The organism is Mesotoga sp. UBA5557 (genome assembly GCF_002425715.1).
GTDB lineage: Bacteria > Thermotogota > Thermotogae > Petrotogales > Kosmotogaceae > Mesotoga.
Genome location: NZ_DIMV01000064.1, coordinates 81,643 through 94,653 on the forward strand (window position 1 = coordinate 81,643; position 13,011 = coordinate 94,653).

General features: G+C 44.7%; 11 protein-coding genes. 5 read left to right on the top strand and 6 right to left on the bottom strand.

Going from position 1 to position 13,011, the window contains the following annotated elements; all coding sequences use genetic code 11:
- The first annotated feature begins 101 nt into the window (after positions 1 to 101).
- Together B3157_RS08690 and B3157_RS08695 are read left to right on the top strand one after the other, a co-directional pair.
- Complete coding sequence (locus B3157_RS08690; RefSeq protein WP_292590124.1) at positions 102 to 1,031, top strand: DMT family transporter; 930 nt, start codon at positions 102 to 104, stop codon at positions 1,029 to 1,031.
- Positions 1,028 to 3,073, top strand: a complete 2,046-nt coding sequence (locus tag B3157_RS08695) for a glycoside hydrolase family 13 protein (protein WP_292590125.1) — start codon at positions 1,028 to 1,030, stop codon at positions 3,071 to 3,073. The genes B3157_RS08690 and B3157_RS08695 overlap by 4 nt, the downstream gene beginning before the upstream one ends.
- A gap of 71 nt (positions 3,074 to 3,144) precedes the next feature.
- Here B3157_RS08695 and B3157_RS08700 read toward each other — a convergent pair whose 3' ends face one another.
- The 6 genes from B3157_RS08700 to B3157_RS08725 form a co-directional block, all read right to left on the bottom strand.
- Entirely contained in the window at positions 3,145 to 4,923 is a 1,779-nt protein-coding gene (locus B3157_RS08700; protein ID WP_292590126.1) for a glycoside hydrolase family 36 protein, read from the bottom strand.
- Positions 4,924 to 5,125: 202 nt separating this feature from the next.
- Entirely contained in the window at positions 5,126 to 6,268 is a 1,143-nt protein-coding gene (locus tag B3157_RS08705) for a trans-sulfuration enzyme family protein (RefSeq protein ID WP_292590128.1), read from the bottom strand.
- Positions 6,269 to 6,275: 7 nt separating this feature from the next.
- Positions 6,276 to 7,277: a Gfo/Idh/MocA family protein gene (locus B3157_RS08710; protein ID WP_292590129.1), complete on the bottom strand. Its 1,002-nt coding sequence runs from the start codon at positions 7,275 to 7,277 to the stop codon at positions 6,276 to 6,278.
- 71 nt (positions 7,278 to 7,348) lie between these two features.
- Positions 7,349 to 8,449: a galactokinase gene (gene galK, locus B3157_RS08715; protein ID WP_099830911.1), complete on the bottom strand. Its 1,101-nt coding sequence runs from the start codon at positions 8,447 to 8,449 to the stop codon at positions 7,349 to 7,351.
- Between the two features lie 113 nt (positions 8,450 to 8,562).
- Positions 8,563 to 8,802 carry a glutaredoxin family protein gene (locus tag B3157_RS08720; RefSeq protein WP_099830910.1) on the bottom strand — a complete coding sequence of 80 codons (240 nt, stop codon included), beginning with the start codon at positions 8,800 to 8,802 and terminating at the stop codon, positions 8,563 to 8,565.
- 116 nt (positions 8,803 to 8,918) lie between these two features.
- Complete coding sequence (locus B3157_RS08725) at positions 8,919 to 10,520, bottom strand: DUF2207 family protein (protein WP_292590131.1); 1,602 nt, start codon at positions 10,518 to 10,520, stop codon at positions 8,919 to 8,921.
- Between the two features lie 61 nt (positions 10,521 to 10,581).
- Here B3157_RS08725 and B3157_RS08730 point away from each other — a divergent pair, with 61 nt between their 5' ends.
- The 3 genes from B3157_RS08730 to B3157_RS08740 are packed head-to-tail and all read left to right on the top strand — an operon-like array spanning position 10,582 to position 12,971.
- Entirely contained in the window at positions 10,582 to 11,370 is a 789-nt protein-coding gene (locus B3157_RS08730) for an HAD-IIA family hydrolase (protein WP_214059850.1), read from the top strand.
- Positions 11,371 to 11,394: 24 nt separating this feature from the next.
- Positions 11,395 to 11,958, top strand: a complete 564-nt coding sequence (locus B3157_RS08735) for a LemA family protein (protein ID WP_214059851.1) — start codon at positions 11,395 to 11,397, stop codon at positions 11,956 to 11,958.
- 5 nt (positions 11,959 to 11,963) lie between these two features.
- Complete coding sequence (locus B3157_RS08740; RefSeq protein ID WP_292590134.1) at positions 11,964 to 12,971, top strand: M48 family metallopeptidase; 1,008 nt, start codon at positions 11,964 to 11,966, stop codon at positions 12,969 to 12,971.
- The last annotated feature ends 40 nt before the right edge of the window (positions 12,972 to 13,011 follow it).

The window sequence follows — 13,011 nt, forward strand, 5'->3', positions numbered from 1 at the left end:
CTTGAAAAGGAGATCACTACTATTATAGACTATGCAAAGGCGACAAGGCCCTAAGGTTGCCGGTTACTTCATCGCAGTGCTATTATTGGTTGAGGTGCTTTATGGCAGAGATAGAAAGAGATAGTCTCTTGGCATATTTTGCAGGAATCGGTTCTTCAGTTATCTTTGGTCTTTCCTTTCTATTTACGAAGAACGCACTTGAATATACAAATCCCATGTACTTTCTTTCGTACAGATTTTCTGTTGCCTTTCTGACTATTTCATTGTTTAGATTGTTTGGTATCGTCAGAATCAGACCCTACAGAGCAGTTTTTAAAGACCTTCTTCTTCTCAGCCTTGTTCAACCGGTCATGTACTTCATCTTCGAAAATGTTGGGGTCTCTTTGTCCACTTCATCCGAAGCTGGAATACTCCTTTCGACAATTCCAATATTCGTACTGATTTTCGCCAGGATATTTCTTAAGGAGAGACTTGCCGCTCCTCAGATAATCTCAGTTGTGACTGCGCTATTTGGCATAACTTTGATAACCGCCGGAAAGGGGATTTCCTCAGGAAGCAGTCCACTGGGGCCGATCATTTTGATAGGCAGCACAATCTCGGCAGCCTTCTATAACATTCTCTCGCGAAAAGCCTCTGTCAGGTTTAGTTCATGGGAGATCACATATCATATGATGACGATGGGCTTCATCTCTTTCACCGTAATCGCACTTATATTGTCTTTGTCAAGAGGAGAGTTTTTGTTCTATATCGGCGGAATTGCTCAGCCTGGTGTCGCCATTGCTGCGCTTTACCTCGGCACATTATCGTCGGTCGGAGCATTCTTCTTGATCAACTTCATGCTGTCCAAGCTTGAAGCATCGCGCTCAACCGTCTTTGTCTACCTTTCAACAGTTGTATCTCTTTTCGCAGGCGTGATTTTCAGGGGAGAAAGATTCGGACCAATTCAGATGTTTGGAGTAGCTCTTATTCTCTTCGGAGTATGGGGGGCCAACGCGCTGTCGAAGAGGAAAATCAAGGAGGGGTCGAAATGATGAAAATGAAGAGCGTCGTTACTACGGTTTTCGTCTTGGCAATGACAATTGCCAGAGGAGTATCCTTTCTTACTACTGCAGATTCAACACCCTCAGTAGTGATCATTGAGAGTTCACTGGAACTGAATATGTCTCGACTCGATAACAATTGGTGGTCAGCAGAAGTTAATATTGAGCCAGGTCTCTATCATTACTACTATTCCACAGAAGATGCGACTTTTCTTGACCAAAGGAATCCTGACAAGTCGTACAAAGATGGAGCAGAACTATCAGTGTTAAGAGTAGAAAACCTTGGAGACCAGCAAGACTTTGCCAGACACAGTGTTGGCGACAGAGATTACTTCAACCCGGTAAACGAAAATGAATTCTACTTTGCCGTTTCACTTCCTATTGGAACTACTTATCAGCTCAGTCTAATTGTCGATGGGAATCGCTACAATCTAGAGTATCTACGCGACTTCGGCAAAGATAGCTTTTATCGTACAGACAGGATAAAAGTTGAAAACTTGGAGTATTACTTCGAGATACAGGATGGAGACAACTCAGTGGTCCTCGATTCTCTCGGACTGTGCCAAGAGTTACGTCTTCCATTCATTTTCGAGAAAGATAGGCTTCCCATAACATATTTTGATCTTCCGGAATGGTCAAAGGGAGCCGTTTATTATCAGATTTTTCCTGAGAGATTCGCAAATGGAGATCCCAGAAACGATCCTGTTGGAGTTCAGCCGTGGAATTCTGATCCTGTTTTCGCCAACCTCGGCGGCGATGGCTTTTTCGGAGGAGACCTCAAAGGGATCATCGATCGTTTCGATCACATTCTTGAGCTGGGAGTAAATGCGATATACCTGAACCCGATCTTTGAAAGCCCTTCGAGTCACAAGTACGATACTGAAGACTACCTGAAGATCGATGACAATTTCGGCGACGACTATGTTTTCGAGGAGCTCATTTCACTGGCAGAAGATTCTGGCATCAAATTGATTCTGGATGGAGTCTTCAATCATACCGGCTACGACTTCTTCGCCTTCAAAGATCTCCGTGAAAGAGAGGAGACTTCCCCCTACAAGGACTGGTATTTTGTCAAACGCTTTCCAATAAGGAAGATCCAGGATAGGGCAATGACATATGTGGGATGGAACGGCTACGCATATATGCCTAAGATAAACAGCCTCAACGAAGGCTGGCAGGCTTACGTGGAACAACTTGTACGCAAGTACGATCTTGAAGGAATCGGTGGCTGGCGTCTCGATGTTGCAACGGAAGTTGACCCTCTATTCTGGAGTGATTTCTTCAGACCACTTGTGAAGGGGTTAGACAAAGAAAAATTGCTTGTCGCGGAATTTTGGGGAGACGCCAGAGCACTGCTTAGAGGCAAGTCTTTTGATTCGGTTATGAACTACCCCTTTAAGGATGCGGTTGTGGAGTATGTTTTCAGAGCGGGAAACTCTGCTGCAAAGTTCGCAGCTATGACTAATCTGTATCTCAACGCTTATCCGCCTCAGACTCTGCATTCTCTCTGGAACATTCTCGACAGCCATGACACCGAGAGAATTCTTACCCTTGCCTTCAATCAGGTTGATCTTCTGAAGATAGCAGTGGCAATTCAGATGACTTTCATCGGCAGCCCTGTAATTTACTACGGAGACGAAATCGGAATGAAGGGGGGAAAGGATCCGGAGAACAGAGCTCCCATGATCTGGGACGAAGAGAGATGGAACTGGGAAATCTACGAATTCTACAAGAAGCTAACAGAGCTTAGAGAGTCTCACGAATCTCTTCGTACCGGAGAATATGAAGTCATGACAACCAGTGGCCCCGTTCTCTCTTACAGAAGATGGAACGATCAGGATGAAGTAATTGTTGTAGTTAATCCATCACGAGAAAGCGTCTCCTTCAGTCCTTCGACAAGTGGCGAATTCTTTGAGTATCTTTCCGGAAGAATACTGGTAATTGATCAGCACACAGTAGAGATCCCTGCTATAACAGTTTGGATTCTTGTTAGGAACGAGAGCGGTGAACTGGCTTCTGCCGACAACTCTTGATATCGAGTTCTAAAGTCCCGTCAACTATTCAACCATAACCGAGGTTATTGTCGGTAGTTGATTCAGGCGGCTCATTCTAAACCTTCTCGTGCTTCTCGCTTTTCTATCCATATGCTTCGGGGAGGTAGTTCAACTTCCATAACGGAAGGAATTACGCCTGACCAATCCTGATACATCTTCTTGAGCTTAATTGAGTGCCGAGGTGTATCGGTAAGATTCACGAAAGAGGTGACGTCATAGACGGGTGCATTTCTCGTACAGGTTGCGAAGACTCCGTTCATGCCGTCAAGGAAGACCCTGGGTTCTCCTCCCCTAAGCTGCATCGCTTCCATGAGCAAAGAAATCCCGTCGCGGCCAACCTGAGACATGTCATCACTGGTAAGCATCATTCCATCAAGTAAACCCACAGATAATGCAAATACTCGCTTCTCTTCTTCGGTAAGTCCGCAGTTCCTCAAAACAATCGTATCGGGATCATTCAGCCACAGCCTGCGGTGCATGAAGGACCTTGTGTAGGCATTTCTCAAGCTGTACCTTGCGCTCGGAACTCCTATATCCATCGTTTCCCCATTCCACTCGGGCGCAGTATCGGACCCGATTCTCATACCATCAACATAACCTACTGAGGGAAGCAGAGGAGCTCCACAGCCAAGAATGAAGCAATCATCTCCGGCAGCAGCTCTAATTGTCTGCATTCCACTTCTATACGCCTCAACCGGTGTTAAGAATTCGTTGAAGCGCCCTCCAGGAATCGCACCAGCGAAGAGAAAATCTATTTTCAAATAGTCAAAGCCATAACTCCTTATTGTCTTTATAAGCCTTTCGAGGTGAAGTAGAACTTCTGGATTAGTCGTGTCAAGAGCGAAAATCTGCTTATTCCAATTTCTGTATGCTACTCTGGGATTGCCATCACTGTTCTTTACAAACCATTCTTTGTGCTCGTTGAACAGCCTTGAGGATTCGGAAGCAGAAAATGGGGCTATCCACAGTCCCGCTTTGAAGCCTTTTCCCCTAATTTCAGAAGCGATTTCTTTCAAGTCCGGAAATTTGGAGTTGGTCGTCAGCCAGTCGCCTATTTCCTTTTCGTAACCATCGTCAAGCTGAACCAGTCTGTAATCGATTTTCTCGCGATCTCGAATTTCGGCAAGAAGCTTCACATTCTTCGACAACTCATCGAAAGTTATGTCGGTGAAGTAGTGGTACCAACTACACCAACCTATCCCTTCAAACTCATTAAACTCAACCTCATTACTCTGCTTTATGAGATCAGCATACTTTTCAAGCATAGTCCAGAGGCTTTTATTACCAAGAATAACCATCTCTTCGAGTTCTATTGACTCGCCCGATGCAAGTTCAGTACCGAAGAGATCCACTGAACCAATGATGCTCAAGGTCTCATCGTCCCATAGGAAATACTGGTGAGTGAATTGATTCGAGACAAAACCTACAAGGAGCTCGTCGGTGGCAATGAAGTAATCACTAGGTCTTTGCCCTTTCCTAAGGAGCTCAGGTATTGGGGAGGCGGCAAAGAGACTTATTCCTTGAGAATCTGCGTACTGAACAAACGAATCCACTAATGGTCGCTCCCAGTAAGCCTTGAATGGGAACCATGACTGCCAGTTGTTGTAGTAAACGGGCTCACTAACATCCTGGATTTCGATTAGATCGATCTTGCCAACTTTCTTAGGAGAGGGATCTTCGTTGCGAATTGAGACTCTGAGCAAAACTCCCGATGAGTCTGGAAGGTTTGAAAAGCCATAGATAAGGACAAGGTTTTCTCTCTCTATCTTGAACTCTCTCGCGCTGCTAAGGAACAGCTCCTCTATTCCCGCGATTCTTATCTTCAACACTTCAAATCACCTCACAACCTTGTTGTCTATTATAGGCCAACAAGAAAACAAGTTGAATCGCGGTTTCATTACTGATGCTGAGAGGAAAGACGTTTATGACTCCAATTCTGGTTGTCGGTTTTTCTTGCTCTTTCAGACGCCGGGTTCCTTTCTTTCTCGGGGCAGGTACAAAGAACAGAATCATTCATTTTCTTGGTTGCTCCTAGATTGCTTCAAGAGCTGCACCTAGATCTTCCAGAAGATCTTCAACATCCTCGATCCCCACCGAAAGCCTTACCCCTCCTTTGGATAGACCCACTTCACTAAGCTGTTCATCTGTAAATGAAGAGTGACTGGTGAGAACAGGTATCGTGACAAGTGATTCGACTCCGGCCAGACTTGTTGCTTCTAGAAAGAGCTTGCTGCTTCTTATGAATCTTTTCGCTTTTTCCAGATTCTCCAGCTCAAGATACACGACTCCCCCAAAGCCTTTGCAATCTGCAAAGCAGCTAGGTTTAGTGTTCATCAAAGAAGGATAAGAGACTCTACGCACTTTTGGACTTTTCGAGAGAAAAACCGCTACTTCTTCCCCGTTCTTATTATGCAGTTCCATTCTGGGACCAAGAGTCTTCACTCCACGACTGACCAGAAAAGCATCAAATGGAGCTCCATTCGTGCCCAACCTAATCATTTTCTGTCTAACAAGCTTCTCAGAATCGCCTTCGCTGAAGGCGGCAAAGCCCGCAATGACATCGGAATGGCCATTCACATACTTAGACAGACTCTGGATATCTACGTCGGCACCATGTTCAAGCGGCCTAAAATTGTAGGGAGACAGAAATGTATTGTCGACTATCAAAAGCGCTCCGCTCTTCTTTGTTATCTTTGATATGTTTTCGATTTCCGATAAGACCAGGTTCGGATTTGCCATTGACTCAACATACACGATAGCGGTATTGTAGTCGACAAGATTCTCAAGGTCTTCTAACTTTGACTGGTCAAATCTCCTGACCTCTACTCCCATGCCGGGTAGTTCCGCGATAAGACTCTGAGTCCCTCCGTAAACGTTTTTCGAAATCACCAAGTTCATCCCTGACTTGAGAAAAGTGAGAAATACCGTAGTGATAGCGCCCATTCCCGATGAAAAGAACACTCCGCCTTTTCCTCCGAAAAGATCGGACAGCTTCCTTTCTAAAACTCCTATCGACGGATTTCCGACCCTTGTATATAAGGTCTCTGAGGTTTCGCTGAGATACTTGTCGTCATTTGCCAGGAAGTTCGAAGTCTGGAAAATTGGAGTTGTTACGGCGTCGCAAACTTTTTGCTCTTCGCCACTATGAATAGCTCTAGTATTGAAGCCAGTCATCTTCCCATCAACTCTCTACTATCAATGAGTCCACAATCACTACTCGTTTCTCATTTGCAGAAATCAATCCGGCCTCAACGGTCGCCAGATCAAGGATTGCCTCCCGAATAGAGCCGAGAGAATTCTTCTGACCTTTAATGACTCTGTAGAAATCAGCAAATTCCTCAACGAATCCATCACTGTTATTTGCGTAGAATTTCTCTCGACCGTGAGCCTCGATTTCGATTGTCGCTTCATCCTTGTCAACACGCAACAGGCCTTCTGTTCCAACGATCTCGAGTCTGTTAAGAGTGGCCGGAGCACCATATACAACCGAGTAGTTCCCAATCACTCCGTCTCCCAGTGTCATATTGAAGACCACTGAGTTCTCCGCACCAAGATAATCGAGATTCTTCTCTGAAAATCCGCTAACTTCTCTCACATTCCCAAGGATTTTTCGCAAGGCCGCAATGTCATGAACGCCACCGTCAGAAATGAATCCCCCCACATGTTTCGGGGCTTGCCTCCACTTAGTCTGAACATACTTGTTATCCAGTCCGAAATCTACCCATTTGAGCCAACTGAATATGATTGGTTTGCCGATCCTTCCTTCCCTCACAAATTCGGAAGCCTTAGTGTAAACTTCTATGTGTCTGTAATTCTCTGCGATGTAGACAGGTGAATTCCCCGGAAGATTCAACAGAGAAAGTCCTTCTTTCACCGACGCGGCAATAGGTTTCTCACAAATAACTGGTTTCTCCGCCGTTCTCGCAGCTACGATCATTTCGGGATTGAGGGCAATTGGCACTGCAAGGACAATCGCATCGACATCATCGGAATAAAGAATCTCTTCATAAGAATCGAAGACTTTGATTTTACCTCCAACGAGATCGGCGAACTCCTCAGCCTTCTTTCTTGTTCTGCTGTTTACAGCAGTAATTGTGAATAGATCTTTCAGCTCCATTAAGGCGGGAAGATGAAGTTCCCTTGAGGCGATTCCCGCTCCTACAACGCCTAGTCTAATGTTCATATCATCCTCCTTCGCAAAACCGTTCAAAGCAACAGAACTGGGATAAGTCCATTTAAGTCAGACTTTCTTTCTCACAAAGGGAAAGAGGCTTCAACTTCCCTTGCACCATCCGAGGGCCTTACTTCGTAACAATCGATATCTATCGCAAACTTCTCTTTATATCTCGTTTTCACCACTTCAACTATCTTCTTCTCCTCGGTTTTCTCACAAAGGGCGAGTACCGATCCACCGAACCCGGCTCCAATCATTCTTGCACCCGATACGCCCTTCATCTCTCTAAGCGTATCAACAATGAAGTCAGTCTCTTCACAAGTAACCTCATAGTCAAGAGCCAGAGATTCATGAGATTGTATGAGAAGCCTGCCAAGGTTTTCAAAATTCGAGTTTGATAGAATCTTCATTGACTCCAGAACCCTCATGTTCTCTGAAACAACATGCAAAGCTCGTCTATAATAGAGATCACCCATTTTTCCTCTGTTCGGAAACAGATCAACCATTGAAACTTCGCGATAGCTACTCCTGCCAAGAATCTCAAGAGCCTTTCGTGCTTCCTCTCTTCTTGAATTATACGCGCCTCTTGAAAGAGAATGATGTACCTTTGAATCGAACACAAGAAGCGTATAGTCGCCCAGTTCCAGGGGGACATACTCATATTGCATCTTGAGAGTATCAAGGAATATCGCCTTGTTCCTACGTCCCATTACCGCCGTGAATTGATCCATAATTCCACACTTGACTCCGACAAAATCGTTCTCTGCTTCCTGAGCATAATTGTACAACTGAGTTTCGCTGAGCTTTAGATCAAAAACCGAGTTCAGTGCTACTATCAAGGCAACCTCTAAAGCGGCAGAGCTCGAGAGACCTGCTCCTTCAGGAAGGCTGGAGCGAATATCAATATCCATTCCCCCGAACTTGGCGTCAAGCTTATTCTTCAAGATCCAGATTATTCCTTTTAGATAATCGCTCCAGTCACCTGTCTTTTCAATAACACTTTCTTCGAATGACACCGGTTTTCTTCCCATGGAGCTCAGGTGAATCCGACCGTTACCATTCTTCTCAATTGACAGAAGAACATATTTGTCAATCGCGGCTGGCATTACGAACCCTTCGTTGTAATCAGTATGCTCTCCAATGATATTAATCCTACCAGGCGCAACAAAGTACCTCTTCAACTCAACACCTCCAGCAATGTACATATATGCTTTTTGCTCTATATTGAGAGAATAGCACCCCGTTGACAAAAAAACAAAGCGGGCTAATGCCCGCCGTGAAATCGCTTCTTCAGTTAATGGATACCCAGAAGGCCGTCTATCTTTCCCTTGTCAAATCCTACAATAACCTGGCTTCCTATTGTTATCACCGGAACACCCATCTGCCCACTCTTCTTGACCATTTCTTCCGCTTTGGCTTTATCCTTGCTTACATCATAGTCTTTAAAAGCAATTCCGTTTGCCCTGAAATAGTCCTTTGCTCTCTTGCACCAGGGACATGTGGGAGTAGAATATACAACTACCTTTGCGCTCATGAAATCCACACCTCCATTTACCCCCTAGGGGTATTAGTAAGTAAATTATAGAATATTTCTGCTACAATTGTCAACTGCTCGATTTAGGGAGACATGTATTCATTCGGGAGAAGTTATCAGGATTTCGCTTTATCAAGAAGCAGTTCGAGTTTCTGCAGTTGGCGGAGTACTGAAAGCTGTTGTTCGTTTACCTTCTGTCTGTTGGCAATCAGATTCTGCAGATGCCCCATAGCTACAAGCTTTGACAAATCATCGTTGTTAAGCGAGGGCTTTGAAAGAAGATCCTTCTCTGACTTCTTCCATTCCATATAGAACAGTCTCCCTGAAGGCGTCCATCTTGCGAAAATCCTCTTCGGGACAACTAGAAGAAGCCATCCCAGGCACCAGTCTGCATAGAGAACTATTGACAGCACGAGAGATTCATCTGGAAAGGAGAGGTATATCTGCCAGTTTCCAAAGAGAAACTTCAGTATCATGGACCAGATGATTAAGTAGAAGATCGAAAAAACCGACATGACCGTAGAACCGAGGTACTCATAGAATCTTCCTGACTTCACGCTGCGCATCGCATTCTTCTGCCAAAGACTATAATGTTCCCTGAATTCGTTGAGCGAAACGCTGTTGTTTTCAGCATCAGGAATCTCTATTGAACCGTCTTCATTTCTCTTTAGAGACTTGATGGCCTGAAGCGCCCATTGCTGCTGCGTTGGGATTCCATTATGAGTTGCCTTCACGGATATAGAATTCTCACCGATAAATATCTCTCCGCTGTTGTGCATCTCAAGAATCGTTGCAAGGAAGCCGTTGTGATCCACTTCCTGGAATGGATTCCTTATTACTGCATTAAGAATATAGCCCGGTACATCGTAGATTCTATAACCAATTTCCGACTTAACCTGAGGCTCGACTCCAAAAAGGATAAACGTGAAGAATAAGACGAAGAAAGGAACTGCTATCTGAAACCCGATCAAACCCGAAAGAAAAGCCTGCTGGAACATGGCTATCTCGTGTTCCTTGCGAATCGAACTTTTGCTTACGGTTGTACTCACCGCGTTTGGCATAGTACTGGCAATGTTTTTTGGAAACGAGATCTTGATTTCGCCCGATGCATTTGAAAGAACAGATTTCATTCGAAGCTTCACGGAGTTTCCTTCTATCTCCACCCTGGCTTCTTTATAGGGCCTGACAGAGATATCGTCCTTTGTTATCCTAGAGATTATGGCCTCGGGTAACTCTATGGAAAGAGAGATGTCTCTGGTCATGGCATCTGAGTTTGGTTCCCAGAATCTATAGCTCAACACGGCGATATCCGTTCCTATCTCGACAACACCGGATAAACTGTATTCAGTTGTCATCAGAAACTGGGTGACTTCTTGTTCAAGAAAGATCCTCGCATCGAAGCCGCCGGGAGATGACGATATCTCTCTGACAACACCGGTTCCCTGGGAAACCTCAATAGAATACGAGTTGAGAACCGAGGGATATGATAAATGGAGTTTCTTAGTCGCTGTCCTGTTGTTGCGAGATAGCGTATAAACTGAAAGCTCTTCAACGAGAAGCTCCCCCTGATCATTCAGTCTGGCGTTGATTTCAACCGAATCGATCTTGTAGGGAGCTGATTCCCTCCAGAAGCCATTTCCTAAGGCAATGAACATAAAAAATCCGCTGACTATCATGAATATGATAAAGAAGTACTTTCTTTCGAATTTCCTTTTCATTTCATCTCACCCTTTGTATTATACTCTGCATATGAAAACAGCTGGAAAAATGGAGGAAGAGATGCTCAAACACAAAAGACTCTTCGTTTCAGATATGGATGGAACGTTCTACCTGGGCGAGCATCTTTTACCAGGCAGTCTGGATTTCGCCAGGGCCATCTACAGACACAATTCAAGACTCGTGTTTCTAACCAACAATTCATCACGTACTCCTGAAGAATATATCAGAAAATTGGTGAAAATGGGCATCGAAAGGAGACTATTCGAGGTCTACACATCCGGGGAGGCTACTGTAAGTCTCCTCAAGAACTGCTTTCCTGGCAAGAAGGTGTATCTGTTGTCAACGCATTCAGTCCGGAAGATGTTTTTAGATAAGGGGATAGTCCTCGATGAAAGTAATCCTGATGTTCTCGTTCTGACATACGACACAGAGATTACTTACGAAAAGATCAGGAAGGCCGCTCTCTTCATAAGAAGAGGTGTTCCATACATTGCAAGTCATCCTGATATTAACTGTCCTACCGAAGAAGGCCCTGTACCGGATGTTGGAAGTCTTATTAGCCTCTTCGAGACATCTACGGGTCGTAAACCTGATCAAATAGTCGGAAAGCCGGATCCAACGATACTCAATATGGTCATGAAAGACTTCGGTTGCTCACCTGAAGAGACGGTTATGGTTGGAGATAGGCTCTACACAGATATTGAGTGCGGACTGAGAGCGGGAGTTGACACCTACCTTGTTCTATCGGGAGAAACGACCAAAGATATGATACCCGTTACACATAGTTACAGAGTTGTGCAGAACACCGGATCACTAGCAGCGATGATTGACAAAGATAATACTGTATAATTACCATAAGTTGGAGGTGATTGAATGGTCATCCTTTTCGTTGTAATTGGAATTATTGTTGTCTTAGCTCTATGGCTCATCGGGGTATATAACAATTTAGTCACCCTAAAAAAGAGGGTCGAAAATGCATGGTCGCAGATCGATGTTCAGCTCAAGAGAAGACATGATCTAATCCCGAACCTTGTTAGCTCTGTGAAAGGTTACATGAAATTTGAACAGGAAACTCTGGAAAAAGTAATGCAAGCGAGAGCAAAAGCTGTTTCAGCTCAAGGTGTGGGAGACAAGATCAAGGCAGAACAAGAACTTGGCGGCGCGCTCGGTAGACTGCTTGCAGTAGTCGAGAATTACCCTGATCTGAAAGCAAACACAAATGTATCACAGCTGATGGAAGAATTGACCAGTACCGAGAACAAGATCTCTTACGCAAGACAGTTCTACAATGATTCTGCTACCAAGTTCAATACAAAGATCGAGATCTTCCCGAATAACGCCATTGTTGGCTTCTTTGGGGGTAAATTTGAATCGTTTCCTCTCTTTGAAGTGACAGAGGCCGAAAAAGAAGCTCCCAAAGTAGATCTTTCCTTCTGAGAGCTATGTCTTTTACAGTAGATTTCTACGAAGAAGGCAGGAAGAATGTCAGAAAGACCATCATTCTCGTGATGGTCTTTCTTGCCATGATGGTTGTATTCGGCCTGATAATAGACTTGATCTTCGGTATTCTACCTATATTCACTCTTGTTTTCCTCTCCGTTGCCCTAATACAGATTCTTATTTCTCTCTCCTCAGGAAAAGAGATCGTCTTGAAATCAGTAAAAGCGCGCCCTCTCAAAATGAACGATCCAGAGGAACGACAGCTCAAGAACATCGTAGATGAACTCTCAATTGCAGCTGGAATGGGGAAACCTCCGGATTTATTTGTGATTGATGATAACTCGGTTATTAATGCATTCGCTACCGGAAGGAGACAAGAAGATTCCGTCGTTTGCGTAACTAGCGGACTTTTGAAGAATCTCGATCGTGAGGAGACCTCCGGCGTAATCGGCCACGAACTTAGTCACATAGTAAATAAGGACGTTCTCCTTATGACACTGATCTCTGCGCTTCTTGGTGCGGTTGTGATTGTTCAATTGCTTGCCTTTAGGGCACTTATCACTTACCTGCGGTACGGCGCTATTGGAGCGGCTACAAGGTCAAAACGCTCCTCAAAGAAGAACGACAACTCTGCTCTGCCTATAATCGCTTTTCTTGCGGCAGTTGCAGGGCTTGGCGCACTCTTCTCCTTTACTGGAAGACTCTCGTTGCTTGCTGTCTCGAGAACAAGAGAATACTTTGCTGATGCGAGAGCCGTCGAATTGACTAGAAATCCCGAAGGACTATCGAGAGCTCTCCGAAAGATTGCAACGACTTCTGCGAAACTCCAGACAGCAAATGTGGCGACCGCTCATCTATTCATATCAGATCCTTTGAAGAGGAGGATAAACAATAAGACCTCCTTCTTCGCATCCTTGTGGAGCACACATCCTCCGATCGCGATGAGAATTTCAATACTTGAAAACAAGACACTGACGGAAATTGAAGCGGAGCTTTCCGACTATATCTGATCTTCAGCACTCCTCCCAATGTATTCACGCAAAGAAGTGA

Excerpts from the sequence above, each read along its gene's own strand:
- B3157_RS08720 (WP_099830910.1), bottom strand. The coding sequence starts at position 8,802 with ATGAGCGCAAAGGTAGTTGTATATTCTACTCCCACATGTCCCTGGTGC.
- B3157_RS08710 (WP_292590129.1), bottom strand. The coding sequence starts at position 7,277 with ATGAACATTAGACTAGGCGTTGTAGGAGCGGGAATCGCCTCAAGGGAA.
- B3157_RS08695 (WP_292590125.1), top strand. The coding sequence starts at position 1,028 with ATGATGAAAATGAAGAGCGTCGTTACTACGGTTTTCGTCTTGGCAATG.
- B3157_RS08730 (WP_214059850.1), top strand. The coding sequence starts at position 10,582 with ATGCTCAAACACAAAAGACTCTTCGTTTCAGATATGGATGGAACGTTC.
- B3157_RS08705 (WP_292590128.1), bottom strand. The coding sequence starts at position 6,268 with ATGACTGGCTTCAATACTAGAGCTATTCATAGTGGCGAAGAGCAAAAA.
- B3157_RS08725 (WP_292590131.1), bottom strand. The coding sequence starts at position 10,520 with ATGAAAAGGAAATTCGAAAGAAAGTACTTCTTTATCATATTCATGATA.
- B3157_RS08735 (WP_214059851.1), top strand. The coding sequence starts at position 11,395 with ATGGTCATCCTTTTCGTTGTAATTGGAATTATTGTTGTCTTAGCTCTA.
- B3157_RS08740 (WP_292590134.1), top strand. The coding sequence starts at position 11,964 with ATGTCTTTTACAGTAGATTTCTACGAAGAAGGCAGGAAGAATGTCAGA.
- B3157_RS08690 (WP_292590124.1), top strand. The coding sequence starts at position 102 with ATGGCAGAGATAGAAAGAGATAGTCTCTTGGCATATTTTGCAGGAATC.